Source organism: Pseudomonas sp. AC070 (assembly GCF_979258635.1).
On the sequence record NZ_OZ409871.1, the window covers coordinates 3,029,973 to 3,054,802 of the forward strand.

At 62.3% G+C, this 24,830-nt stretch carries 22 protein-coding genes and 2 pseudogenes; 15 read left to right on the top strand and 9 right to left on the bottom strand.

The window, feature by feature from the left end; genetic code table 11:
- Positions 1–42 precede the first annotated feature (42 nt).
- Positions 43–1,443: a dihydrolipoyl dehydrogenase gene (gene lpdA, locus ACZZ0Q_RS13575; protein ID WP_463541939.1), complete on the bottom strand. Its 1,401-nt coding sequence runs from the start codon at positions 1,441–1,443 to the stop codon at positions 43–45.
- Between the two features lie 246 nt (positions 1,444–1,689).
- Here lpdA and ACZZ0Q_RS13580 point away from each other — a divergent pair, with 246 nt between their 5' ends.
- The 3 genes from ACZZ0Q_RS13580 to ACZZ0Q_RS13590 all read left to right on the top strand — a co-directional run bounded on the left by ACZZ0Q_RS13580 (position 1,690) and on the right by ACZZ0Q_RS13590 (position 4,015).
- Entirely contained in the window at positions 1,690–2,226 is a 537-nt protein-coding gene (locus ACZZ0Q_RS13580) for a PaaI family thioesterase (RefSeq protein WP_122453244.1), read from the top strand.
- 23 nt (positions 2,227–2,249) lie between these two features.
- Positions 2,250–3,380, top strand: a complete 1,131-nt coding sequence (locus ACZZ0Q_RS13585; protein WP_463541938.1) for a thiolase family protein — start codon at positions 2,250–2,252, stop codon at positions 3,378–3,380.
- A gap of 62 nt (positions 3,381–3,442) precedes the next feature.
- Positions 3,443–4,015 carry a TetR/AcrR family transcriptional regulator gene (locus ACZZ0Q_RS13590; protein ID WP_463541937.1) on the top strand — a complete coding sequence of 191 codons (573 nt, stop codon included), beginning with the start codon at positions 3,443–3,445 and terminating at the stop codon, positions 4,013–4,015.
- 2 nt (positions 4,016–4,017) lie between these two features.
- Here ACZZ0Q_RS13590 and ligD read toward each other — a convergent pair.
- From ligD to ACZZ0Q_RS13605, 3 genes and pseudogenes are all read right to left on the bottom strand, one after another.
- A pseudogene (ligD, locus tag ACZZ0Q_RS13595) lies at positions 4,018–4,992 on the bottom strand (non-homologous end-joining DNA ligase); the annotation flags it as partial.
- A gap of 54 nt (positions 4,993–5,046) precedes the next feature.
- Positions 5,047–6,000, bottom strand: coding sequence for a non-homologous end joining protein Ku (gene ku / locus ACZZ0Q_RS13600; RefSeq protein WP_463541936.1), 954 nt, complete (start codon positions 5,998–6,000; stop codon positions 5,047–5,049).
- 52 nt (positions 6,001–6,052) lie between these two features.
- Positions 6,053–6,295 (bottom strand): hypothetical protein, encoded by a 243-nt coding sequence (locus ACZZ0Q_RS13605; protein WP_122498001.1) that lies wholly within the window; start codon positions 6,293–6,295, stop codon positions 6,053–6,055.
- 252 nt (positions 6,296–6,547) lie between these two features.
- Here ACZZ0Q_RS13605 and ACZZ0Q_RS13610 point away from each other — a divergent pair, with 252 nt between their 5' ends.
- The 3 genes from ACZZ0Q_RS13610 (at position 6,548) to ACZZ0Q_RS13620 (ending at position 8,933) form a co-directional block, all read left to right on the top strand.
- Positions 6,548–7,498: a GlxA family transcriptional regulator gene (locus tag ACZZ0Q_RS13610; RefSeq protein ID WP_463541935.1), complete on the top strand. Its 951-nt coding sequence runs from the start codon at positions 6,548–6,550 to the stop codon at positions 7,496–7,498.
- A gap of 143 nt (positions 7,499–7,641) precedes the next feature.
- Entirely contained in the window at positions 7,642–8,061 is a 420-nt protein-coding gene (locus ACZZ0Q_RS13615) for a helix-turn-helix domain-containing protein (RefSeq protein ID WP_463542333.1), read from the top strand.
- 119 nt (positions 8,062–8,180) lie between these two features.
- On the top strand, positions 8,181–8,933 hold the full coding sequence (locus tag ACZZ0Q_RS13620; protein ID WP_463541934.1) for a carbonic anhydrase: 753 nt from the start codon (positions 8,181–8,183) through the stop codon (positions 8,931–8,933).
- Positions 8,934–8,982: 49 nt separating this feature from the next.
- Here the strand turns inward: ACZZ0Q_RS13620 and ACZZ0Q_RS13625 are convergent.
- Positions 8,983–9,138, bottom strand: a pseudogene (locus tag ACZZ0Q_RS13625) (helix-turn-helix domain-containing protein); the annotation flags it as partial.
- 277 nt (positions 9,139–9,415) lie between these two features.
- Between ACZZ0Q_RS13625 and ACZZ0Q_RS13630 the strand changes: the two are divergent.
- From ACZZ0Q_RS13630 to ACZZ0Q_RS13640, 3 genes are all read left to right on the top strand, one after another.
- Positions 9,416–11,290, top strand: coding sequence for a di-heme-cytochrome C peroxidase (locus tag ACZZ0Q_RS13630; RefSeq protein ID WP_463541933.1), 1,875 nt, complete (start codon positions 9,416–9,418; stop codon positions 11,288–11,290).
- Between the two features lie 36 nt (positions 11,291–11,326).
- Positions 11,327–12,463, top strand: a complete 1,137-nt coding sequence (locus tag ACZZ0Q_RS13635; protein WP_463541932.1) for a catalase family protein — start codon at positions 11,327–11,329, stop codon at positions 12,461–12,463.
- A 129-nt stretch (positions 12,464–12,592) separates the two neighbouring features.
- Positions 12,593–13,783, top strand: a complete 1,191-nt coding sequence (locus tag ACZZ0Q_RS13640) for an MFS transporter (protein WP_463541931.1) — start codon at positions 12,593–12,595, stop codon at positions 13,781–13,783.
- Here the strand turns inward: ACZZ0Q_RS13640 and ACZZ0Q_RS13645 are convergent.
- Entirely contained in the window at positions 13,780–14,796 is a 1,017-nt protein-coding gene (locus ACZZ0Q_RS13645) for an alpha/beta hydrolase family protein (RefSeq protein WP_463542332.1), read from the bottom strand. The two genes, ACZZ0Q_RS13640 and ACZZ0Q_RS13645, sit on opposite strands and share 4 nt — an antisense overlap.
- Before the next feature lie 184 nt (positions 14,797–14,980).
- Entirely contained in the window at positions 14,981–15,589 is a 609-nt protein-coding gene (locus ACZZ0Q_RS13650; RefSeq protein ID WP_463382473.1) for an FMN-dependent NADH-azoreductase, read from the bottom strand.
- Between the two features lie 154 nt (positions 15,590–15,743).
- Here ACZZ0Q_RS13650 and ACZZ0Q_RS13655 point away from each other — a divergent pair, with 154 nt between their 5' ends.
- Both ACZZ0Q_RS13655 and ACZZ0Q_RS13660 read left to right on the top strand, forming a co-directional pair.
- Positions 15,744–16,652: a LysR substrate-binding domain-containing protein gene (locus ACZZ0Q_RS13655; protein WP_463541930.1), complete on the top strand. Its 909-nt coding sequence runs from the start codon at positions 15,744–15,746 to the stop codon at positions 16,650–16,652.
- 24 nt (positions 16,653–16,676) lie between these two features.
- Positions 16,677–17,024 carry an MmcQ/YjbR family DNA-binding protein gene (locus tag ACZZ0Q_RS13660; protein ID WP_463541929.1) on the top strand — a complete coding sequence of 116 codons (348 nt, stop codon included), beginning with the start codon at positions 16,677–16,679 and terminating at the stop codon, positions 17,022–17,024.
- On the opposite strand, the gene ACZZ0Q_RS13665 is transcribed toward ACZZ0Q_RS13660, so the two are convergent.
- Both ACZZ0Q_RS13665 and ACZZ0Q_RS13670 read right to left on the bottom strand, forming a co-directional pair.
- Positions 17,021–18,358: a lysine N(6)-hydroxylase/L-ornithine N(5)-oxygenase family protein gene (locus ACZZ0Q_RS13665; RefSeq protein WP_463541927.1), complete on the bottom strand. Its 1,338-nt coding sequence runs from the start codon at positions 18,356–18,358 to the stop codon at positions 17,021–17,023. The genes ACZZ0Q_RS13660 and ACZZ0Q_RS13665 overlap by 4 nt on opposite strands.
- Before the next feature lie 157 nt (positions 18,359–18,515).
- The gene (locus ACZZ0Q_RS13670) at positions 18,516–18,995 is read right to left on the bottom strand and encodes a sigma-70 family RNA polymerase sigma factor (RefSeq protein ID WP_463541926.1); all 480 of its coding nucleotides are present in this window, start codon (positions 18,993–18,995) and stop codon (positions 18,516–18,518) included.
- 169 nt (positions 18,996–19,164) lie between these two features.
- Between ACZZ0Q_RS13670 and ACZZ0Q_RS13675 the strand changes: the two genes are divergently transcribed.
- Genes ACZZ0Q_RS13675 through ACZZ0Q_RS13690 form a run of 4 tightly spaced genes read left to right on the top strand, consistent with a single transcriptional unit; the run spans position 19,165 to position 24,784 of the window.
- A complete protein-coding gene (locus tag ACZZ0Q_RS13675) occupies positions 19,165–20,184 on the top strand; it encodes a FecR family protein (protein WP_463541925.1) in 1,020 nt (339 codons plus the stop codon).
- Positions 20,185–20,241: 57 nt separating this feature from the next.
- Positions 20,242–21,408 (top strand): efflux RND transporter periplasmic adaptor subunit, encoded by a 1,167-nt coding sequence (locus ACZZ0Q_RS13680; RefSeq protein WP_463541924.1) that lies wholly within the window; start codon positions 20,242–20,244, stop codon positions 21,406–21,408.
- Complete coding sequence (locus tag ACZZ0Q_RS13685) at positions 21,405–23,393, top strand: MacB family efflux pump subunit (RefSeq protein WP_463541923.1); 1,989 nt, start codon at positions 21,405–21,407, stop codon at positions 23,391–23,393. Before ACZZ0Q_RS13680 ends, ACZZ0Q_RS13685 begins: the two co-directional genes overlap by 4 nt.
- Positions 23,390–24,784 carry an efflux transporter outer membrane subunit gene (locus ACZZ0Q_RS13690; protein ID WP_463560669.1) on the top strand — a complete coding sequence of 465 codons (1,395 nt, stop codon included), beginning with the start codon at positions 23,390–23,392 and terminating at the stop codon, positions 24,782–24,784. Before ACZZ0Q_RS13685 ends, ACZZ0Q_RS13690 begins: the two co-directional genes overlap by 4 nt.
- The last annotated feature ends 46 nt before the right edge of the window (positions 24,785–24,830 follow it).

Genomic DNA, 24,830 nt, shown 5'->3' on the forward strand with positions numbered 1-24,830 from the left:
GCAAGTGCAGGTTTTATCCGAGCTGCGCTTGAGGTGCCCTGTTCAGGCCTGCATGGCCCAACCATCGACGTTCATCGCCGCTTGGCGCAGCGCCTCGGAACGCGTCGGGTGTGGGTGGCAGGTCAGGGCAATATCTTCAGCGGAGGCTGCGAATTCCATGGCCACGCAATATTCGCCAATCAGCTCGCTGACGCTCGGTCCTATTAGATGCACGCCGAGAATTTCATCGCTGCGCTCATCGGCCAGCACTTTCACAAAGCCTTCGCTCTCATGGTTGATTTTCGCCCGGCTGTTCCCCGCGAATGGAAACTTGCCGACCTTGTAGGCCCGCCCTTCGGCCTTGAGCTGCTCCTCGGTTTTGCCCACCGTCGCCACTTCCGGTTTGGTGTAAATCACGTTTGGAATCAGCGCGTAGTTGACCTCACCGGCTTTGCCGACGATTTGCTCGATGCAGGCAATCGCCTCGTCTTCGGCCTTGTGCGCCAGCATGGGGCCAGAGGTCACGTCGCCAATGATCCAGATGCCCGGCACGCCCGAACGGTGTTTCTGGTTTTCCAACATCCCGCGCTTATCTGGCGTGATGCCCACGCTTTCCAGCCCCAGGCCTTGGGTGAACGGACGCCGGCCGATGGCCACCAGCACGTAGTCGGCTTCCAGCGTTTGTTTTTCGCCGCCAGCCGCCGGTTCGATTTCCACGGTCACGCCGGTGGCCGTGGCGGTAGCGCTGCTGACCTTGCTGCCCAGCTTGAACGAAAAGCCTTGTTTGGCCAGGGAACGCTGGAAGGTTTTGCCGGTTTCCAGATCCAGGCCAGGGCAGATGCGGTCGAGGTATTCCACCACCGTGACCTCGCTGCCGAGCCGACGCCACACCGAGCCGAGCTCCAAGCCAATCACGCCGGCGCCGACAATCACCAAGTGCTTGGGCACTTCCGGCAACGACAGTGCGCCGGTGGAATCGAGGATGCGTTGGTTATCGATGGTCACGCCTGGCAGCGGCGTGGGCTCGGAGCCGGTGGCGATGACGATGTCTTTGGCCGTCAGCACCTGCTCGCTGCCGTCGGCGCTTTTCACCACGACCCTGCCCGGCCCGTCGATGCGGCCCCAGCCTTTAATCCACTCGGCTTTGTTCTTGCGAAAGAGGAACTCGATGCCTTTGGTGAGCGTGGTCACGCTTTCGTCTTTCTGCTTCATCATTTGCGCGAGGTTGAGGGTGGGTTTCACCTCAATGCCCAGCTTGGCGAATTCCGGGCCCACGGCCGCCTCGTATAACTCGGACGCATGCAGCAGCGCTTTCGAGGGCATACAACCGACGTTCAGGCAGGTGCCGCCCAGGGTGTCGCGCCCTTCCACGCACGCGACTTTCAGCCCGAGTTGGCCGGCGCGAATCGCCGCGTTGTAGCCGCCTGGGCCGCCGCCGATTACCACTACGTCGTAGTTGCTCATGCTGGTTCTCCGGTTGGGAAATTTCTTAGCAGTAAAGACTGGAATCGATTCGTTAGTGCACGGAAAAGCATCGCGGCTGAAGCCGCTCCTACAGGTCGTTGAATCAACTCATGGCGTTTATGCCGCTAAGCTTGGCACTTATATTACGGCCTTCATATTGTTTTACATGACGAGTGTAATTTAGGCTGTAAGCGTGATGCCAGTGCGGCTTGATACTTTTATTTGGTTAACGCTTGAGAGGTCTTTATGAGCATGTCCCGCGAGGAAAAAATCCAGGCTTGGCTGGCAGCTGCCGACGATTTGCGTGCGCGTCTGGCGGCACCCGACACCATGACCTTGAAGCAAGTGGCCGGAATGAGCCCGCAAGAATTTTTCGATGGCATCGGCAGCGGCCAACTGCCCTCGCCGCCTATCAACGAACCCATGGCGATGGTGCCGATGGAATGGTCCAGCGGCCATTTCATCTTTCAGGGCCATCCCTCGCTTATGCACTACAACCCGCTGGGCAGCGTGCATGGCGGCTATATCGCCACCATGCTCGATTCGGCCATGGGCTGCGCCATCCACACCATGCTCAGCAAAGGCCAGGGCTACACCACCACAGACCTGCGCATCAGCTACGTGCGCGCCGTCACCACCGCCGTCGGCCCGGTTCGCGCGGAAGGGCGAATCATCCACGTCGGCCGCTCCACCGCGCTCGCCGAAGGCCGCCTGTACGACGTAGACGACAAGCTCTACGCCACCGGCTCCACCACCTGTTTGATCATGAACATGCACGGCTAAGGCCGCGTCGCAGGAGAAGCACCATGGAAAACATCGTAATTGCCGGCTACGCCCGCTCGCCGTTTCACTTCGCGCGTAAAGGCGGCCTGATCAACGTGCGCCCCGATGACCTCGCCGCCCAGGTGGTGAAAGAGCTGGTGGGCCGCCTCGACATCGACCCACGGGAAATCGAAGACCTGATCATGGGCTGCGCCTACCCTGAAGCCGAGCAAGGCATGAACATCGCGCGCATCACCAGTTTTCTCGCCGGCCTGCCAGACACCTTGGGCGGCGCCACCGTCAACCGCTTCTGCGGCTCGTCGATGACCGGCGTGCACTTCGCGGCTGGGCAAATTCTGCTCGGCGCCGGTGAGGCGTTTATTTGCGCGGGCGTGGAGTCGATGACCCGCGTGCCCATGGGCGGCTTCAATATTTCGCCCAACCCGAAACTGCTTGAGAGTTTCCCCCAGGCGTATATGTCCATGGGCCAGACGGCCGAAAACGTCGCCAACCTGTACGGCATCAGCCGCGAAGAACAGGAGCTGATGGCAGTCGACTCCCACGCCAAAGCCGCCAAGGCGCGCGAACTCGGTTACTTCACCGACGAGATCGTGCCCATCGCCACGCCTGAAGGGCTGGTCAGCGAAGACGGGTGCATTCGCCCCGGCACCAACGCCGACGCACTGGCCACGCTCAAACCGGCATTCGGCGGCAGCGTCACCGCCGGCACCGCCTCGCCATTAACCGACGGCGCCGCGGCGGTGTTCGTCTGCACTGAAGCCTTTGCCAAACGCTGGAACCTCGATGTGCTGGCCCGCGTACGTGCCGTGGCCGTGGCCGGCTGCGCGCCGGAAATCATGGGCATGGGCCCACTTCACGCCACGCGCAAGCTGCTGCAACGTGAAGGACTGAGCATCAATGACATCGACCTGGTGGAAATCAACGAAGCCTTCTCCAGCCAATCGATTGCCTGCGTACGCGAGCTGGGCCTGGACATGGCCAAGGTCAACCTCGACGGCGGCGCCTTGGCCATGGGTCACCCGCTGGGCGCCACCGGTGCGCGAATCACTGGCAAAGCGGCCTCGCTGCTCAAACGCACGGGCGGGCGTTTCGCCATCGCCACCCAGTGCATCGCTGGCGGCCAGGGCGTAGCGACGTTGTTAGAAGCGGTGTGATGCTCATTTGCCGGCTGGTTTAGAATGACAGCCGGCATTTCACGTCAATTGGAGCTGTTGCCATGCGTTATTCCGAAAACCACAAGGCACAAACCCATCAGCGCATCGTTGACGAAGCGTCGGAGCGTTTTCGCCGCGACGGTATCGGCGCCACTGGCCTGCAACCGCTTATGAAAGCGCTGGGCCTGACCCACGGTGGCTTTTATGCGCATTTCAAATCCAAGGATGACCTGGTTGAGCAAGCGCTCAGCGCGGCCGCGGCAAAACTGGCCGACGGCGTGGAGAAAACCTTCTCTGAAGCGCAGCCCCTGCAGAATTTTATCCGCTACTACCTGAGCAACACCCACCGCACCCACCCCGGCAAAGGCTGCCCACTGACTACGATGTGCGCCGAACTGGGCCAGCGCGGCCAAGCCAGCCCCACCACCGACGCCGTGGTGCAAAGTCGCTTCAGCAAACTGGCAGAACACTTGGAAGGGCCAGATGCCGATGACCAAGCCATCGCCCTGCTCTCAACCTTGGTGGGCGCGTTAGTGCTGTCGCGCAGCGTCGCCGATCCACAGTTGTCCGAGCGTATTTTGCAAGGCGCCAAGCAACAGTTGTTTAAGCAAGTGCAAGCCGATAGCGAGCAATAGCGTCAGACAGGCTCGATGCCCAACTGGCCCCACTGCGCGCGGGTGAGGCCTTGGCGGTTGTGGTAGTCGTGCCACGGGTCGCGCGGCAGACCTTCAAGTCGCGCCTGTAGATTGGCGACGGTCCATTGCGCAGCACTTTGCAGTGTGCCTAGTTCGTCCCGCTCAATCGGCACCGACACCGGCAAGCCCGGACGCGCGCGCACCGAGTAGGCGCTGGCGGTGCTGGCGCCGCGTTGGTTGCGCAGGTAGTCGATAAAAATTTTCCCCACCCGATTCTGCGGCCCCATTTTGTCGGTGAAGCGCTCCGGCGCTTGGCTGGCCAGATGGTTCGCCAGGGCCTTGGCGAACGCCTTCACACTGTCCCAACCGGCCTGTTTTCGCAGTGGCACCACAATGTGCATGCCCTTTCCGCCACTGGTTTTCAGCCAGGCCTCCAGGCCCACGACATCCAATAACGCGAGGGTCGCTTGCGTCGCGTCGACCATTGCACTCCAAGGCAGCGCGGGGTCCGGGTCGAGGTCGAGAATCAGCCGGTCCGGCGTTTCCACCGCCGCACTGTTGGCGCCCCAGGTGTGCAGTTCGATACAGCCCATCTGCACCGCGCCAATCAGCGCCGGCAAGCTGTCGACTTGCATCAGTTGCGGATGCGCCGGGTCGATTGCTTGGTCCAAATGAGTGATGTGCGGAATCGCCAGATGCTGGGCGTGCTTCTGGAAAAAATGCTCGCCGTCCACGCCATCTGGCGCGCGCAGCAACGAAACCGGCCGGCCTTTAAGGTGCGGAAGAATCCACTCGCTGATGCCGTGATAGAACTGCGCCAGCTCCACTTTTTGCGTACCGCTCTGCGCATCGATAACCCGCTCGGGATGGCTGATCGACACCTCATCAAGCAGTTGCCGGCCCTTGCCATCTGCACCGTGCGGATGATTCGCCGCCTCGCCCGCAGGCGCGCCTTGGCGTGGGGTTTTCGGCGCAACGACCTCGGACGTTCGTGCGCGTTTATGTTCGTTCATGGCCAAGCCCTCGGCGCCTTAACTCGCCTTGCTGGTTTTGGTGGTTTTGCGCGCCGACGTCTTGGCTTTCGAGGCCGCGGTGCTTTTGCTCGCACTGCTGCGCGAGCTTTTCGCTTTTGGTGCGGGCGCCTCGTCCTCTTCCGAATCCTTGCTTGATGCAGCAGCGCCCTTCTTCGCCGACGGCTTTCCGCCCAGGCTGCGTTTGAGCAGTTCGGTGAGATCGATAACGTCGGCGGTGCGTCGGCCTTCTTCGCCCGGCGGCTGCTCCACTGCTTCGATCTTGCCCTGCTGCGCCTTCTGCTCCACCAGCTGCATGATCTTGTCGGTGAAGCTGTCTTGGTAATCGTCGGGAGACCATTCACCGCTCATGTCTTCCACCAGGCGTTTGGCCATTTCCAGCTCGCCTTTGGCCAGCTTGGCGTTGCTCACCGCCGCCGGCAGTTCCAGGCTCGCCAGACTGCGCACCTCGCTGGGCCAGCGCAGCATGACCAGCACCATGGCATCGTCGATGGGCATTAGCGCCGCGAGGTGTTGTTTGGTATGCAGCACCACTAGCGCAAGTGCCACTTTCTTGGTGCTGGCCAGGGTTTCGCGCAGCAAGGCATATACCTTCTCGCCGCGCTTGTCCGGGCTCAGGTAATACGGCGTGTCGATGTGCTGCAGAGGAATTTGCGCGCTGTCGACGAACGAGAAAATGTCGATGGTTTGCGTGGAAGCCGGGTGCGCTTCGCGAATTTCGTCCTCGCTGAGCACCACGTATTGGCCCTTTTCGTACTCCACGCCTTTAACGATGTTCTCGCGGTCGATTTCCTTGCCGGTGACCTTGTTCACGCGCTTGTAGCCCACCGGCTCCATGCTGCGCTTGTCCAACCAGTCGAAATCAACGCCCTGCGAAGACGTGGCGGAATTCAGGGCCACGGGGATATGCACCAGGCCAAAACTGATGGCGCCTTTCCAAATGGCTCGTGGCATAAGTGCCGTTCCTCGCTCAGGTGGTCAGAAATGGCTCGGGGTACGCACGCCGCTACAGCGTCACCCCGTCGCTATAGGTCACGCGGTCGAGCTGCGTGATGTCGCTGATCTCGCGCAGCATGTTATCGGCGGCGGTTTCCGCCTCGTTCTCGCACACGCAACCCGGTACGATCACCCACAACACGCGCACTTCGGCGCCCATGCGCTTGGGCTGGTATTCGATCAGGCCCACGTAGTTGTGGCCTTCCTTCATGGCATCGGTCCAGGCGATGCACGTGTCGAAATCACGAAACATGGTTGCTTTCCCCCTGCAGGGCCTTGTATGGCTCACTGAAGTTGGGACCGGCAGGGTCAAAAAAGAGTTGCAGTTTTGTTTGCGCAGCGGCTTTGCCCACAAGTGGCGCAGCAGAGCGGCCAACGCCTCAAAAGCGTGCCATCAAGACGCCACGCTCGTCGCAAATCTCCTTTAAAAACAACAAGGTTCGTGCCTTGTGCGCCGCTTCGCTGTAAGTTTCTTCCTACATTCAGCAAGCCGCGAGTTAGGCCCATGAAAACGGTTGCGATGGTGCTGTTTCCCAACTTTTTGCTCCTCGACATGGCCGGTCCGTTCGAAGTCTTCTCCGTCGCGAACCGGTTTTTGCCGGAGCAGGACTGCTACAAGCTACTGACCATCGGCACCGAGCAACGCCAGGTGCCCGCTTCCAACGGCGTGACGGTGCAGACCAATCTGACCCTCGCCGACGGCTGCGAGCCCTACGACCTGCTCTTGGTGCCCGGCGGCCCCGGCGCTTACAACGAGCGGTTTCCCGAGGTGTCGGCCTGGCTGCACGTAGCGGTTCAGCGCTGCAAGATGTACGGCTCGATCTGCACCGGCGCGTTCATTCTCGGCGAGGCCTGTTTGCTCGATGATCACCAGGTCACGACGCACTGGAACTACACCGACCGCCTGATCAAACGCTTCCCGCGAGCGCGGGTGGGCACCGATCAGATTTACGTGAAAGATCGCCGCCTGATGACCTCCGGCGGCGTCACCGCCGGCATCGACATGGCCTTGGCGGTAGTAGCCGAAGACCACGGCAAGAAGGTGGCAGTGGATGTGGCCAAGGTGCTGTTGGTGGCCATGAAGCGCCAAGGCGGCCAGGCACAGTTCAGCCCCATGTTGGCGGCACTGGCCGAACAGGATTCGCCCATCAACCAGGTACAAACCTACGTACTGGCCCACCTCGACGAAGACTTTTCTGTAGAACGCATGGCCGGCCTGGCTGGCATGAGCGCGCGCCACTTCGCCCGCGTGTTTAGCCGCGAAGTGAACATGACGCCCATGGAGTTTCTGCAACACGCGCGCATCGACCGCGCCCGCAGCCTGCTGGAAAGCACCGATTTACCGCTGAAAACCGTGGCCTATCGCGCCGGTTTGGGCAGCACGCGGCACATGCGTTTTCTGTTCAGCGAGAAGCTCGGCCTTACACCTGTTCAGTACCGTCAGCAATTTGGTTGAAACCATCGTGCTAGAGGTGTCCGTATTGCGCACCTTGTTGGCTGGAACGGGCCTTCCTTGAACCTTGTTCGCTGTGCAGCGCCTGGCCACACTCACGCCAGGTTTTCATGCACAAAGGAAGGATCATGGCCAGTATCCATTGGATGTCCCGCCGCTCGCTCACACCCAGCGACGAGAAGGACGGCGAAACGCTGGTAACCGGAGGTCTTACACGCTGGCGTGAACAGCTGGTCAAGGCGCTCATCCACAACCTGCTTGGCGAAAAAATCACCGTGCCGCAACTGGCGCAAGCCTGCGCGCTGTCACGCAGTCACTTCTCCCGCGCCTTCAAGCGCAGCACCGGCATGTCGCCGCAAGACTGGATTCACCAACAGCGCATCAACCAGGCCAAGCGTCTGATTCAAGAATCCAACATGACCCTCACGCAGATCAGTGCCGAATGCGGCTTCTGCGACCAAGCGCACTTCTGCCGCACCTTCACCCGGACCGAGGGTGTGAACCCCATGGCCTGGCGCAGCAGGTCGGTGCCGAAACGGCTAACTGAGGAACCGCTCAACCGCTAGCAAGCGTGATCTTAGCGATACGCGGGAATACGGAAACAAACGCCTCCAACCCTTCCTGCATCACGCCGCCGGCCGATCGAAAATGATAGCGACGCTTCCATTTTCGTCGGAGCGTCACCGTGAAAAAGTTCTTCCAACTCGCTGCCCTAACCTCGATCGCCTCTGGCGTGCTGCTCTACGCCAATGCGCAGGCGGCAGACCATGACTGGGGCTACGCCGGCGAAAAAGGTCCGGAGCACTGGGCTCACATGGACCCTCGCTTCTCATTGTGCAACCACGGCCAAGCGCAATCGCCCATCGACATCCTCCGTGCCGAAAGCCAAATGTTGCCCATGCCGGCACTGGGCTTCGCCTACCGCAGCACCAGCGCCGAGGTTGTAAACAATGGCCATACGATTCAAGTCAATCTACAACCGGGCAACAGCCTGACGGTGGATGGTGTGCGAGCTGAGCTGGTGCAGTTCCACTTTCACAGCCCAAGCGAAGAGAAGATTGATGGCCAATCCTTTCCCATGAACGCGCATCTGGTGCACAAAACCGCAGGCGGGAAGCTCTCCGTGGTGGCAGTGTTGTTCCAAGAAGGCCAAGAGAATGACGCGTTGGCGCCAGTACTGGCTGCGCTGCCAGCAGCAGGCAAACACCACCGTTTGGCGGCGTTTAATCCGGCAGTCTTACTGCCGAGCGACCACACTTACTACCGCTATAGCGGCTCGCTGACCACGCCGCCCTGCACAGAAGGGGTGAGCTGGCAGGTGCTGAAGCAGCCCGTTGAACTGTCCAAAGCGCAAATCGAGTCGTTTCAAGCGCTGTACCCGATGAACGCCCGCCCGGTACAGCCAATAAACGGGCGCGTGGTAGAACTCAGCCAATAACGCACCCCGCATGCGCCGCCCTGTGGGTCGCCATCGGCCGGGTGTAGCCCTAACGCAACCGATGTTTGTGCAGCAGCCGATAAAACGTCGGCCTGGAAATACCGAGCATGCGCGCGGCCACACTCATGTTGTCGCCGTAACGCGCCAAGGCGTCGCAAAGTGCCTGGCGTTCGGCGTTGCTTTTATAAACATCAAGGGTGGCGAGCGTTGGCGAAGTGTCTCTGTCGAGCATATCGAGCATGGCGTTCTGCTCCCTGGCATCCGTTTTAATTTTCTGAGTTAAAACAATCCTTTTCCTGCCCTGTTTTCAACCGTAGCAAGTTTTTTGACGCGCTTAGGACGGATTTCTTCTAAGCGACGCCGCCTCGCTGCATGAAAGGTTCCCTATAGCCATAAGAACAATAGGTGATTAGCGTCTTGCCAAGCCTGTAATTGCTTGGCATAAACGCTCAGCCAATAACAATGCACAAGGACCGTCACCCATGAAGGTTGTGAAGCGGATTTTGCTTCTCGTCGTACTCGCCGTCTTGGCGGTTCTGGCTGTTGCCCTCTACTACATCGCCAACCCGAATTTGCCGGATTACCAAGCCCCCACACAGCTGCATTATCTGGAGCAGTGGAGCCCCGAGGCGCGCCAAACCTATTACTACACGCCCCAGGGCACGGAAGTTAAAGGCCTGCGCTATGAATGGTTTACCGCGCTGGAACTGCCCTTCTCCGAAAACAAATTCGCCACGCCGGATTACCTCGCCCGCTTTGGCTTTCTTACCGAACCGAACCAACAACCCACCTCGTTAAACCCTGGCAATTTGCCGGTCGGTTTTGCCCGTCATCTGGAAGAAGAAACCGGCGCGCAACTGCTCGATATCACCTGCGCCGCGTGCCACACCGGCGAGCTGCGTTTCAACGGCAACTCGGTGCGCATCGATGGCGGCGCGGCCTTGCATTCGCTGGCGTCCACGGTGCCCACGTTGAAAGGCGGCAGCTTTGGTCAGGCCCTCGGCATGAGCCTGGCCTTCACCTATTACAACCCGCTGAAATTCACCCGCTTCGCCAAGAACGTGCTGGGCGACAAGTACCCCGAAGGCCGCGACCAACTGCGCACCGACCTCAAGGTCACGCTTAACCGCATTCTGTCCCAGGCTTGGAACGACACCCATCGCGGCCTCTACCCCACTGAAGAAGGATTTGGCCGCACCGACGCCTTTGGCCGCATCGCCAACAGCGTGTTCGGCGACGCCATCGACCCGAGCAACTACCGCGTCGGCAACGCCCCGGTGAGCTATCCGCAGCTGTGGGATATCTGGAAATTCGACTGGGTGCAGTGGAACGGTTCGGCCATGCAACCGATGGCGCGCAATATCGGCGAGGCCCTGGGCGTAGGCGCCACCGTCAAACTGTTTGAAGACAACCAGGGCCGCGTGCCCGTGGCCGAGCGCTACGCCTCCAGCGTGCGCGTGCGTGACCTCTACACCCTGGAAGAAACCCTGAAACAGCTGAAACCGCCGACCTGGCCCGAGCCCGTGCTGGGCAAGGTCAATCTGGAAATGGCCAGCCAGGGCCGCGCGCTGTACCAGGAGAACTGTGCCTACTGCCACGCGCCGGATCCCAAAGCAGCTGACAAACGCCTGGCCCCCACACGCGACCCGGAATGGCGGATGCGCATCGTGCCGGTCAGCATCGTCGGCACCGACCCCACCACCGCCGACAACATTGCTGACCACCGCTTCAACATCAGCAAGCTGGGCTGGAGTAAAGAGCAGCTCAGCACGCTTGGCGTGAAGCTGTTCGACGGTAAATTGGAAGACCTGAATTTGCGCAGCATCTCCAGCGCCAAAGGCCTGGCCTATATCACCGCTTACGTGGAAAACCGCGCTTACCAGGACGCCGGCATCAGCGGTGAAGAGCGCTGGAAAATGGACGGCTACGGCCTGCCCATCGGCGTTCAGGAAAAGCGCGGCTACAAAGCGCGGCCCTTGGACGGCATCTGGGCCACCCCGCCGTTCCTGCACAACGGCTCGGTGCCCACGCTGTTTGAACTGTTGTCGCCGGTGTACGAGCGGCGGGCTGAGTTCTGGGTCGGCAACCACGAGTACGACCCCGAGCGCGCCGGCTACCGCAGCGAGAAATTCGATGGCGGCTTCCTGTTCAAAACCAGCGTCACCGGCAACGGCAACCAGGGCCATGAATTCCGCGACGGCTGCCGCCAGCAAGGCGTGATTGGCCGAGGCCTGAGCCCGAACGAGCGGCTGGCGTTGATCGAATACCTCAAGGTGCTCGGCAATGCGCCGCTGGAAAGTCAGCTGCAACCGGTTACACCCGCCGCCTGGACGCCAGGCCCAAGCTGCCAGGGATGATCCCTACCGTGGGACACACACATAAGGACGCGCTTCATGCTTAAACGCTTTTGGCTCTGGCTGGGCCGTGTGCTCGGCAAATTGCTGTTGATTGTGGCGGTGGTCGGCCTCGGTGGCTGGGGCATTGCCGAGCTGTACTACGCCTGGAAATTCTCCGGCCCGGTGTCGGCCGAGGAGCAGATTCCGCCCGGCGAAGCAGCCATGACGCGGGGCATCATCGAAGATGCCATTCGCGTGGTCGAGCAGCACAAAGATCAGACCCGCGTACTGCGCGACGCCCACGCCAAAGCCCATGGCTGCGTAAAGGCCGAAGTGACCGTGCTGCCGGAACTCAACGATGAACTGCGCCAAGGCGTGTTCAGCGAGCCGGGCAAAACCTGGCAAGCGCTGATGCGCCTGTCCAACGGCAATGCCTACCCGCAATTTGACCGCGTTCGCGATGCGCGCGGCATGGCCATCAAGCTGTTCGACGTGCCTGGCGCCAAGCTGATGACCTCCCCGGCGGTGGCCGGTGAGCAGGACTTTGTGATGTTCAACCACCCCTCGTTCTTCGTCAGCGATGTGGCTGAATACCAGAGCAACTTCAAAGCCCAGGCCGATGGCAAAACCGTGTTGGCGTTCTTCCCCAGCCTGGATCCGCGCACCTGGCAGATCCGCCACCTGACCATCGCCCTGAAAACCCTGGCGCCCGCGCCCGACAGCCCGGTGGCCACCACCTACGACTCAGTCGCCCCGTTCAAATTCGGCCCGCATAACATCAAGTACCGCGTGGTGCCCGCACCGCAGCGCTGCCCGGCGTACACCTTGCCGGCAGTGAACACTGACATGCCAAATTTCCTCCACGACGCGCTGTACCAGCAGCTGTCGCTGGACCGCATGCCGGCCTGTTTCGAGCTACAAGTGCAACGGCAGAACCCGGCGTTCTATATGCCGCTGGAAGACACCAGCATCGAATGGAGCGAGAAGGTTTCGCCGTTTGAAACCGTGGCCACCATCAAAGTACCGGCGCAGGATTTCGACAGCACCGAGCAAACCCTCGCCTGCGATAACCAGTCGTTCAACCCCTGGCATGCGCTGCCAGAACACCGACCATTGGGCGGCATCAACCGTCTGCGCAAAGCGGTGTACGAGGCGGTAAGCGCCTACCGGCACGAACGCAATAACCCGAAGTAAACGGCGTCCGCCGTTCTCAGCCGCGCATCGGGCTGAGAACGGCGTAGCAGGAATAATCGTTAGCTACCTTCCCTTCTCGCCGCTCACTGGCCATGATTGCCGCAGGTTTTCTGGCGAAGTTTTTTCAGCATGCACACCCAAACGCCCAGCTCTCTGGCCATCACGGGGCAAATTGTTTCCGTGGTGTTTTTTACCTTTCTCGGCTTTCTCTGCATCGGCATTCCGATCGCCGTGGTGCCGGGGTTTGTCCATGACCAACTGGGTTACGGCGCGGTCATCGCCGGCCTGACCATTGCTTCGCAATACCTCGCCACCCTGCTCAGTCGCCCGCTCGCCGGGCGCCTGGCCGACAGCCTCGGCACCAAGCCGGCGCTGGTGTACGGACTGTGCGGAATCGCCGTCAGTGGCCTGCTTACCTTGTTGTCCACGCAACTCAGCGCGTACCCGCTGATCAGCCTGTCGATCATGCTGGCGGCGCGTTTGCTGTTGGGCGTGACGCAAGGGCTGCTGGGCGTGAGCACCATTAGCTGGGGCATCAACCGGGTGGGCGTGGAATACACCGCGCGGGTGATTTCCTGGAACGGCATCGCCGCCTATGGCGCCATTGCCATCGGCGCGCCAGCCGGAGTGCTGATGGTCGACGCCTGGGGTTACTGGACGCTGGGCGCCGCGCTGATGGCCGTGGCGGCGCTAGGGTTGCTGCTGATCTGGAAACGCCCGTCGGCGCCCGTGCTCAAGGGCGAGCGCCTGCCCTTCAGCACCGTGCTGGGCCGTATCGCGCCGTATGGCGTCGGCCTGGCGCTGGGCTCTATCGGCTACGGCACGCTGACCACCTTCGTCGCCCTGTATTTCGCCAGCAAAGGCTGGAGCGGCGCGGCCTATAGTTTGTCGGCCTTTGGCGTGGCGTTTATCGGCGCGCGGGTGCTGTTGATCGATGCCATCAAGCGCTACGGCGGCTATAACGTGGCGATCAGCTGCATGGCCATCGAAACCCTCGGTTTGCTGCTGCTGTGGTACGCACCGACGCCGGCCTGGGCCATGGCTGGGGCGGCGTTGACCGGTTGTGGTTTGTCGTTGGTGTACCCGGCGCTGGGCGTCGAGGCCATCAAGCGCGTGCCGGACAGCAGCCGCAGCGCCGGCTTCAGCGCCTACGCAGTGTTCTTCGATTTGGCCCTGGCGATTGCTGGGCCACTGATGGGCGCGGTGGCGTATGGCGTTGGGTATAACGGCATTTTCCTCGCCGCCGCCCTGCTCGCGGTGGCGGGGCTAAGCCTGAGCCTGTGGTTGGCGCGACGGGCACAGTCGCCGCAACAGGGCTAGTGCAATGAAGCCTGGTGGTCGCGCAAATCCGGCCCCAGCACGGTGCTGAAGAATTCCACCGCCTCGGCGTTCATGCGCCGATGAATACGCTGACGGTCGACGCCATCGGCGTCTTTGCACAGCATCGGCATCATCTGCTCCTGCTCGGGCGAGCACGGCGACATGAAGATGAAGTGCCCGGCGCCATCGAGCAGTCGGTAATTCGGCCGTTGCGGCAGGCTGCGGCTCAGGGCCAGGGCGTTGGTTTCCACGGAGAGCAACTGGTCGTTGTCACCGGCGTACATGAGCACCGGCAGTTGCACGTCTTGCAGTTCTTCCTTGCCAAACATCAGGCCCAGCGGCGCCAGTAATAACAGCGCTTTCACCCGAGGGTCGCTCTCGGCCACCAGGTCATCGCGGTCGACCACCAGCTCGCCGTGGCTGCGGCAGGCGTCTTCGTCCGCTGGATGCGCCTGGCAATAGTCACGCAGCAACTGCTGTTGTGGCTGCGCGCCGCCGACGATCAGCGCCGTTTCGCCACCGGCCGAATAGCCGATCATGCCGATGCGCTGCTCATCCACAAAGGGTTCAAGCCAGGGGTCCTGCAGGGCGTCGGTGATGGCTTGCGACACCTGCATCGGCCGGCCATACAAATTGCTCAGCGTGCCGAGGCGACTTTGGTCGGCGTAGTTGTCGCCGGGGTGAATCACCGCCAGCACGACGAAACCATGTTTGGCCAGATACGTCGCGAGGTCGTGTTGAGCGAGGGGACTGCCGCTGTTGCCGTGGCTCAGCACCAGCATCGGATAGTGGCCGGGCGCGACCGGCGCGTCTTCGCCAGCGGCAATGTGATACGGGCCAATCTGGCTGACCGTGGTGCGGGCATAGGCCGGGTAGAACGCGACGGCCTGCATGGGTTGTTGGTCGAGGGGATCTTGCAGGGTCATGCGGTGAAAGCCGACGGTCAGGCGCGAACCCACCGTGCCGGCCGAAGCGGGCAACGCGCCGGCCACTAAACCGAGCAACACCACCATCACACGCGCAAAAAAGGTGCTCACGCCCACCTCCTCAAAACCATCGCTGCCTACTTTCGCCTGACGCAGCGCCGAGCATGAACCCGCAGCGGCCGCTTCGCAAACACAGTGAGATGACAAAAGCATGTCGCGTGCCAAAAAAATCCCCGCCGAAGCGGGGATTTTTCTCAGTGCCGTTCAGCCGTTACGCAGCTACAAACAGACCCGCCACTTGCTCGTTGGCGGCGGCCAGTGCTTTGGCGCGCGGTTCTTCCCCGTAAGCCAGGCCTTCTGCGCGCACCACTTCGATGTCGGTAATGCCGAGGAAGCGCAACAGCAGTTGCAAGTAGTCTTCGTGGGCGATGCCGCTGGCTTGGCCCGCATGGATGCCACCGGCGGTGGAAACAATGATCACCTTTTTACCGCCAGCCAGGCCTTTTGGGCCGTTCTCGTCGTAGGCGAAGGTTTTGCCAGCGACCGAGATGCGGTCGATCCAGGCTTTCAACTGGCTTGGAACGGAGAAGTTGTACATCGGCGCACCGATAACGATGGCGTCGGCGGCCAGGAATTCGTTCAGCGTCGCTTCGCCGAGTTCCGCTTCGTGTTTTTGCGCCGCGTCACGCAGCTCGGCAGGCGTACCGCCGGCAACCAGCGTGGCAGCGGAGAAGTGGCTGTAAGCATCGGCGGCCAGGTCGCGGTAGCTCACCTGAACGCTGGAGTCAGCGGCTTTCCAGGCGTCGACCACGGCTTTGCTCAGGTGGCGCGAGGCCGAGTTGTCGCCGAGGATGCTGGAGTCGAGGTGCAGAAGTTTCATGGTGGTTCTCCGAATCAAGGGGGCCGTAGCGGCGTGAAAAGTGGGCTGATATTCGATGGAGCTAAGCCTACCGATGATTCCAATAGCGCATTAGTCAGCAAAAATGTGATAGTTCGTCCCACCTATAGGACGATGACTACAGCCAGAACCCGCTATGCAAGATCTCAACGACCTGTTCTATTTCGCCAAAGTGGTGGAAGCCGGCGGTTTCGCCGCCGCCGGGCGCCTGCTGGGCGTGCCGAAGTCGCGCTTGTCGCGGCGCGTTGCCGAGCTGGAGGAACGCCTGGGCGCACGCCTGTTGCAACGCAGCACCCGCACCTTGGCGCTGACCGAAATCGGCGAGCATTACTTTCGCCACTGCCAGACGATGATCATCGCCGCCGACATGGCCGACGAAGCCGTGGCCACGCATTCCAGCGAACCGCGCGGCCGGGTGCGGGTGTCGTGCCCTACTGCGCTGGCCGAGTCGTACCTGTCGCCGATCATCAACGACTTCCTCAGCACCTACCCGCAGGTGCAACTGGAAGTGGTGCTGGTGAACCGCCGCGTCGACGTGCTGGCCGAAGGGTTCGACGTGGCGCTGCGGGTGCGCGATGAAGGCGACGAAGACCCCAACCTGATCGCGCGCAAGCTGCGCCCCGCCGTCGCCGTGCTGGTGGCCTCCCCTGCGCTGCTGGCCGGTCGGCAGATCAATGAGCTGAACGACTTGCGCGAACTGCCGGTGCTCGGCGCCGTGGATACCGATCGCAAGGTGCGTTATCGCGTGGTGGACGCTAACGGCAATAAGCGTGAAATCGCGTTTGAACCGCGCCTGGCCATCGAAGATTTTTCCGTACGCAAAAACGCAGCGCTGGCCGGCCTGGGCTTTTCCATGCTGCCCTTGATGAACTGTCATCAGGAATTGGCCGACGGCCGCCTGATTCGTCTGTTGCCGGAGTGGGCGCTGCCGGGCGGCTTTCTGCAGGCCGTGTACCCGCACCGCCGTGGCATGCTGCCCGCCGTGCGCGCCTGGCTCGACCATGTGACCGAACACTTTCGCGGCGACTGGCCGCACCCGGTTTAATCCCTCTGGACAAAGGAGATGAACATGAACGCCAGCCAAACCGCCGACTTTCTGCTGCAACTGCCGGGCGTGCGCGAAGACCTGAAATGGGGCGATAACCGCGTGTTTTCGGTGGCGCAAAACAAGATGGTGGCGGTGATCAACTTTATGGGCCGAGGCATCGCCTTCAAGGTTGATAACGACTTGTTTCTCGGCTACGTCGACCGCCCCGGCTTCAGCCCGGCGCCTTATCTGGCGCGGGCTCACTGGGTTCGGTTGGACAGCACGGAGTCGATCAGCACCGCCGAACTGCAAGACCTGCTGACACGCTCGCACCAACTGGTGGTGCGCAAGTTGCCGAAGATTCGTCAGGTCGGGTTGCTGCTCGATTAACTCGCCGTGGCCAACAACGGCGCGCGCAGCACATCGCTCAAGGACTGATGCCCGAGGTAGCCGTACAACGAACTGGCGATGTCGTTGGCGCGAATCGGCAGCACCGACAACAACGTGTCGCTCAACCCGTGGCTGGCCTGGCAGAAGCCCTGCATATAAACCGCCGCCTGGCAGCGCTCGTCGGTGACGATGCGGTAGTCGCGGTCCACTTCGAAATCGCCCAGGTACGGCGCCATCGGCTCCAGCAGTTGGCGGTGGCTTTGCCGTTCGTAGCCCGTGGCGAGCACCACGGCGTCGTAACGGTGCACGTCCAATTCGCCGCTGGCGCTATGGCGCAACGCCAGTTCAATGCCGTCGGTCTGCGCGGTGGCGCGCTCCACCGTGCGCAGGTGGTGGAAGGCGTGGCGTTGGATGCCCGAGACTTTCTGCCGGTAGAAAATGCCGTAGATGCGCTCGATCAAATCGATGTCCACCACCGAGTAATTGGTGTTGTGGTACTCGCGAATAAACCGCTCGCGCTCGGCGCCGGTCTGGCTGAACACCAGGTCGGTGAATTCGGGGGAAAACACTTCGTTCACGAACGGGCTATCGTCCGCCGGTTTTAACGCCGAGCCGCGCAAAATCATGTCGACCTTCACCGACGGGAAGCTGTCATTCAGGTCGATAAACGCCTCCGCCGCGCTCTGCCCGCCGCCAATAATCGCCACGCGCATCGGCTTGCCGCTCACACATGGCTGCTGCGCCATGCGCTCCAGATAATGGGCGTGATGGAACACCCGAGGCTCGCCTTTGAGGCTACGAAACGCTTCGGGAATACGCGGCGTACCGCCGGCACTCACCACCACGGCGCGGGTCTGGCGCACAAAGGTTTCGCCCTGGCTGTCACGCGACACCACGCGCAGCGACTCGACCCGGCTGTGATGCAGCAGCGGCTCAATGGCCAGCACTTCTTCGCCGTACCGGCTCTGTTCAGCGAACTGCGCGGCGACCCAGCGCAGGTAGTCGTTGTACTCCATGCGGCACGGGTAAAAGGTGCCCAGATTGATGAAGTCCACCAGACGGTCATGGGCGTGCAGGTAGTTCACGAATGAATACGGGCTGCTGGGGTTGCGCAAGGTGACCAGGTCTTTAAGAAAGGAAATCTGCAACTCGCTCTGCGTCACCAGCGTATTGCCGTGCCAGCGGTAGTCGGCCTGCTTGTCCAGAAACAGCACGTCCAGCGCGCCTTGATGCTGAGCACGCTCACGCAGCGCAATGGCCAGCGCCAGGTTGGACGGGCCGAACCCGATGCCGATCAGGTCGTGAATGGCGGCAGGTGCAACGGATGGAGTCATGGTCCAGTGTCCTCTGGAAAAGCCACGCACAACGGTGGCGAGGGAATCGAGTGGCGAGCAGAGATCGCCTGTTGTGTAGGAACGAGGACAGGGGAATGAAATTTAAAGGCGAGTGGTTGAAAGCTGTGGGCTGGGGTGTTGGCGGACGGCAGGCGGCTTATTCAGCGTCCCACTCGCGCATGCGCACGCGGCAATGCTTCATGGCGTTGACGATGTGTTTTTCCACAAGGCTCTGGGAGATGCTCAGGCGCTCAGCAATCTCGTCGTGGCTCAGGCCTTCAAGTTTGCGCAGCAAAAACGCGTCGCGGCACAGGCTGGGCAATTCGTCGAGGGCGCGTTGCAGCAGTTGCAGGCGTTGGTCGTGCGCCAGGGAGCGGTGTGGCGAGGGCGTGAAATACGCTTCTTCCTGGTCCAGTACGTCGAGGGTTTCGGTGCGGCGCAGGGTGTTGCGGCGGTGTTCGTCGATGACCAGGTTGAGCGCGGTGCGATACAGGAACGCGCGCGGCGACTCGATGTGCGCCTGATCGGCTCGCTCCATGACGCGCACATACGCGTCGTGGGCGACGTCGGCCGCAACGTGTCGGTCCCCCAGCTTGGCGCTCAAAAAGCGCACCAGCTCCCGGTAATAAATCTCCAAAACGACTCCCGGCCACAGACGTGACGGCGAACATTGCGATAAGGTTGACCACCCCTGACCGTCATACTGGCAGTATGGAATTATTCATTTTATAATAATTCTCATCAAGCATCTAATCTCATCTGCCAGCAATATCACCTTCTCAGTACCCGGTAACCGGTATTCCCTGATGAACAACGCGCCTTCCCCTGCCAACGACGACCCTCTGGTTGAGGTGGCTGCACATTGGTGTATGCGCATGCATGCGCCCGATTGCACGGACGAAGAGCGCGAGCAGTTCAAGCAGTGGCTCGACGAGCACCCCAGCCATTCCATTGAATACGTCGCCATGCTGGAAATCTGGGACCTCAGCGAGCAGCTCCCAGCCAGCGCCACCGTGACCGCACCACGCCCTTCCCTGCACACGGCCGCAAGCGCCGCGAACCGCCCGACACGCGCGCGCCGTCGTGGCTGGCGTCCGCAAGCCCAGGCCATCGCCCTGGCCATTGTGGCGCTGCCGTTAGCGGCTTACGGCGGCTGGATGATGGGCTGGCTGCCCAACGCCTATGAACGATTCGACACGGCGCAGAACATCAGCCGCATCACCTTGAGCGACGGCAGCGAAGTCGAACTGAACAGCAACAGCAAGCTCAGCTTCAGCAATTACCGCGACCAGCGCCGCGTGCGCCTGAGCAGCGGCGAGGCGTATTTCCACGTCACCCACGACAGCGAGCACCCCTTTGTGGTGACCGCCGGCGAAGGCTCGATCACCGTCACCGGCACGCGCTTCAACGTGTGGAAATACCAGAACAGCGTGGTGGTCACCGTCACCGAAGGCTCGGTGCGCGTGCAAAGCGATCGCCAAGGCAACGACAGCACACTCACGCCGGGCCTGCAGGCCAGCTTCAAACCGGGCGACCTCAAGCCCACGGTGAAATCGGTCGACACCGCCACCGCCCTCGCCTGGCGCGACGGCAAGTTGATCCTCAACGACATCACCCTTGGCGAAGCCGTGCCGCTGCTCAATCGCTACCTCGACGAGCCGCTGTTATTGGCGGACCAGAGCACCGCCGATATCCGCATCGGCGGCATCTACAGCACCCGCGACATCGCCAACCTGGTGAAAGCGTTGCCCAAAGTGCTGCCGATCAAGCTGGAGCCGCAAAGCGATGGCACCACGCTGATTCGCAACCGCACCGCCCCGCTCTAACGGCTAAATTTCCCGCGCAGTCACTCGTTCATTTGGCAGACCCTCACGAGCCTGCCAATGAGCGCCCTGATTACCCCTCGCCGCCTTGTTCTCACCCTGCTGTGCCTGACGCCGCTGATGGCCGTTGCCACTTGGCAGGCATTGCCGTTGCGCGGTGACCAACTGCCTAGCGTGCCGGTAGCGCGCGGCAGTATCGAGAGCAGCGTGAGCGCACTGGGCACCTTGCAACCACGGCGTTATGTGGATGTCGGCGCCCAGGCTTCCGGGCAAATTCTGAAACTGCATGCCGAGCCCGGCGAGCAGGTTGAAGAAGGCCAATTGCTGGTGGAAATCGACCCCTCGACCCAGCAAGCCAAGGTCGACGCCAGCCGCTATTCCATCGACCAACTAAAAGCCGAACTGGCCGAACAGCGCGCCCAGAATGAGCTCGCCAACCAGCAGCTCAGCCGCCAGCAACACCTCGCCCGAGGCGGCGCCACGCGCACCGAAGACGTGCAAATTGCCACCGCCCAAGTGCGCGCCAGCCAAGCCCGTATTGCCATGTTCCAGGCGCGTATTCGCCAGGCCGAAGCCAGCTTGCGCAGCGACGAAGCCGAGCTGGGCTATACGCGCATTTACGCGCCCATGGCCGGCACCGTAGTAGCCGTCGATGCGCGCGTAGGCCAAACCCTTAACGCCCAACAACAAACACCGCTGATCATGCGCATTGCCAAGCTGTCGCCGATGACGGTGTGGGCGCAGGTGTCCGAGGCGGATATCAGCCGCATCAAACCCGGCATGCACGCCTGGTTCACCACCCTCAGCGGCGACGGCCGGCGCTGGAACGGCACGGTGCGCCAAGTGCTGCCGCTGCCGCCCACGCCGCTGGACCAGGCCAACCAGGGCGGCGGCAGTCCCAATGCCGACGGCGGCGGCCGGGTGGTGCTTTACACCGTGCTGCTCGACGTCGATAACGCCGACGGCGCGCTGATGGCGGAAATGACCGCGCAAGTGTTCTTTGTTGCTGGCAAGGCCGACAACGTGCTGACCATTCCCCTGGCCGCGCTGCAAGATGCCACCGCCACGCCGGACACTTACAAAGCGCTGATCCTCAACGACAAAGGCCGGATCGAACCGCGCGAGGTGCGCACCGGGCTGCGTGATCGCATGTCGGTGCAGATAGTTGCAGGCCTCGAAGAAGGCGAACGGCTGCTTATCGGCCCGCCCGCCGGGGCCAGCGAATGAGCGTGCAGGCCCGGGAAACCGAGCGCGCCACGGCCCTGATCGCCCTCACCGATATCCGCAAGCAATACGGCGGCCATGGCGCGCCGGTGGTTGAGGTGCTGCGCGGTGTGTCGCTGGCGATTTATCCGGGTGAATTCGTCGCCATCGTTGGCGCCTCCGGCTCAGGCAAATCGACGCTGATGAACATCATCGGCTGCCTCGACCGTCCCAGTTCCGGCAGTTACCGGTTCAGCGGCATCGACGTCGCCCAACTGCCCGCCGACGAACTGGCCTGGCTGCGGCGCGAGGCCTTCGGTTTTGTATTCCAGGGCTATCACTTGATTCCCTCGGCCAGCGCCCAGGAGAACGTGGAAATGCCGGCCATCTACGCTGGCCTCAGCCACAGCGAACGCCAGCGCCGGGCTGCCGCCCTGCTAGAGCGCCTGGGCCTGGGCAGCCGGCGGCAGAATCGCCCGCATCAGTTATCGGGCGGGCAGCAGCAACGGGTGTCTATTGCGCGGGCGTTAATGAACGGTGGCCATATCATTCTCGCCGACGAACCCACCGGCGCCCTCGACACCCACAGTGGTGCGCAGGTCATGGCGCTGCTCGACGAGCTGGCCGAACAGGGCCATGCCGTGGTGCTGATTACCCACGACCGCGACGTCGCCGCCCGCGCCCGCCGCGTGATTGAAGTGCGCGACGGCGTGATCATCAGCGACAGCACCAGCAGCCCGGCGCCTGCCGCGCAAGGACAAGCGCAAATCGAACAGCTGCAACGGCGCCTGCGCGAGCCGAGCACCAGCAGCGCCTCGTGGAGCGGCGAAGTGGTCGACGCGTTAAAGGCCGCGTGGCGGGTGATGTGGGTGAACCGCTTTCGCACCGCGCTGACCTTGCTCGGCATCGTCATTGGCGTGGCATCGGTGGTAGTAATGCTGGCCGTTGGCGAGGGCAGCAAGCGGCAAGTGATGGCGCAAATGGGCGCGTTCGGCTCGAACATCATTTACCTCTCCGGCATCGCACCCATGCCGCGCGCGCCGGAAGGTGTCGTCAGCCTTGATGACCTGGCGGCCGTCAGCACCTTGCCGCAGGTGCGGCAGATCATGCCGGTGAACGGCGGCGACACCGTGGTGCGCTACGGCAACATCGATTACTACGCCTACACACGGGGCAACGGCGTGGCCTTCCCGAGCATTCTTAACTGGCCGGTGGCGCAAGGCAGTTTCTTTACCCAGGCCGACGAAGACCGCGCGGCCACCGTCGCAGTTATCGGCCAGAAAGTGCGCGACGCCTTGTTCGCAGGCGTCGCCAACCCGATTGGCCGCTACATCCTGATTCAGAACGTGCCGTTTCAAGTCATCGGCATTCTCAGCGCCAAGGGCGCCAGCTCCGGCGATGACGACAGCGACAAACAAATCGTGGTGCCCTACTCCACCGCCAGCATTCGCCTGTTCGGCAAACACAATCCGGAATTCGTGGTGATCGCCGCCGCCGATGCCAAACGGGTGCACGAAGCCGAGCGGGCCATCGACCGCCTGATGCTGCGCCTGCACCGTGGCGTGCGCGATTTTCAGCTGACCAACAATGCGGGCATGATCCAGGCCGAAGCGCGCACGCAAAACAGCCTGTCGCTGATGCTCGGCGCCATCGCCGCCATTTCGCTGCTGGTGGGCGGCATCGGCGTGATGAACATCATGCTGATGACCGTGCGCGAGCGCACCCGCGAGATCGGCATTCGCATGGCGACCGGGGCCCGGCAGCGCGACATTCTTCGGCAATTTCTCACCGAAGCGGTGTTGCTCTCGGTCGTCGGCGGCATTGCCGGAATCGCCTTGGCGTTGCTGGTCGGCGGCGTGCTGCACCTGAGCCAGATTGCGGTGGTGTTTTCCCTGCTGGCCATGGCTGGAGCGTTTTTCTGCGCCCTGATTACCGGTGTGGTGTTCGGCTTTATGCCCGCGCGCAAAGCCGCTCAACTCGACCCGGTAACAGCGCTGACTAGCCCATGAAAAACATCTTTCCAGCCCTGCTGCCCGTTTGCCTGGCAATCGGTGCATGCAGCACGCCGCCTGCCGCTATCGAACCGCCGCCCGCGCCGCCGCAATGGGCATCGCCTCATACATCGAGCGCTGGCGATGGCGTGCTGCGCGACTGGTGGAACGCGTTTGGTAGCCCGCAGCTTGCCGCGCTAATCGCCCAAGCCGAACGCAGCAGCCACGACCTCGCCGCCGCCGAAGCCCGCGTCCGCCAGGCCCGCGCCAGCAGCACCATTGCCGGCGCGGCGCTGCTGCCGGACGTAAAAGGCGGGTTCGATGCGGCGCGCGAAGAACTGCTCGGCGGCGACGGCTACAGCCAGCGCGACACCGACCGCGACGACCGCCGCCTGAACACCTACACCGCCAGCCTCAGCGCCAGCTATGAAGTGGATTTCTGGGGTGGCCGCGCCGCTGCCCACGACAGCGCACGGCAAACCCAGCGTGCCAGCGAATATGAACGGGACACCGTGCGCCTGACGCTGCTCACCAGCGTCGCCAGCAGCTACCTCAGCGGCCTGGCGCTGGCCGAACAGCTGCGCATCGCCGAACAGAACCTGGCCAACGCCGAACAGGTGCTCGCGCTCATCGACCAACGCTTCGAGGCCGGCGCCGCCACCCAACTGGAGCTGGCACAACAACGCAGCTTGGTCGCTGCGCAACACCGTCAGCTGCCGCTGTTGCGCCAGCACGTCATGGAAGCGCGCATCGGCCTGGCCGTGCTGTTAGGCCAGCCCGTGCAGCAGGTGCCCGCGAGCGACGAGCGCTTCACCGACTTGCAGTGGCCGAGCATCGCCGCCGGCGTGCCGAGCCAACTGCTCACCCGACGCCCCGACATCGCCAGCGCCGAAGCCCGCCTGGCCGCCGCCAGCGCCGACGTGCAGGTAGCGCGCGCCGCCATGCTGCCGGGCCTGACCCTCACCGCCAGCCTCGGCACGGGCGCCGATGCGTTTCACAACGTGCTGGAAAATTCCTTCTACACCGTCGCCGCCGGGCTCACCGCGCCACTCTTCAACGCCGGCAAACTCGCCGCCGACCGCGACCTCAGCCAGGCGCGCCAGGAAGAACTGCTGCACGCCTACCGAGGCGCCATTGACGCAGCGTTTGCCGACGTCGAAAAAGCCCTCACCGCGATTGCCGGGCTGGACCAACAACGCACCTGGCAAACCCAGGAACGCGAGCACGCCCAGCGTGCGTTTGAGCTGGCGCAGAGCCGCTACCAATCGGGCGCCGAGACGTTGCTCAGCGTGCTGGAAACGCAGCGCGTGTTGTTTCAGGCCGAAGAAGGTGGCGTGCAACTACGGTTGGCGCGGATGCAGGCGGCGATTGCGTTGTACAAGGCGTTGGGGGGTGGATGGCGGTCGTAGCAATCGCGTCTGCCGCTGCCCTCTCCCCCGGCCCCTCTCCCGCAAG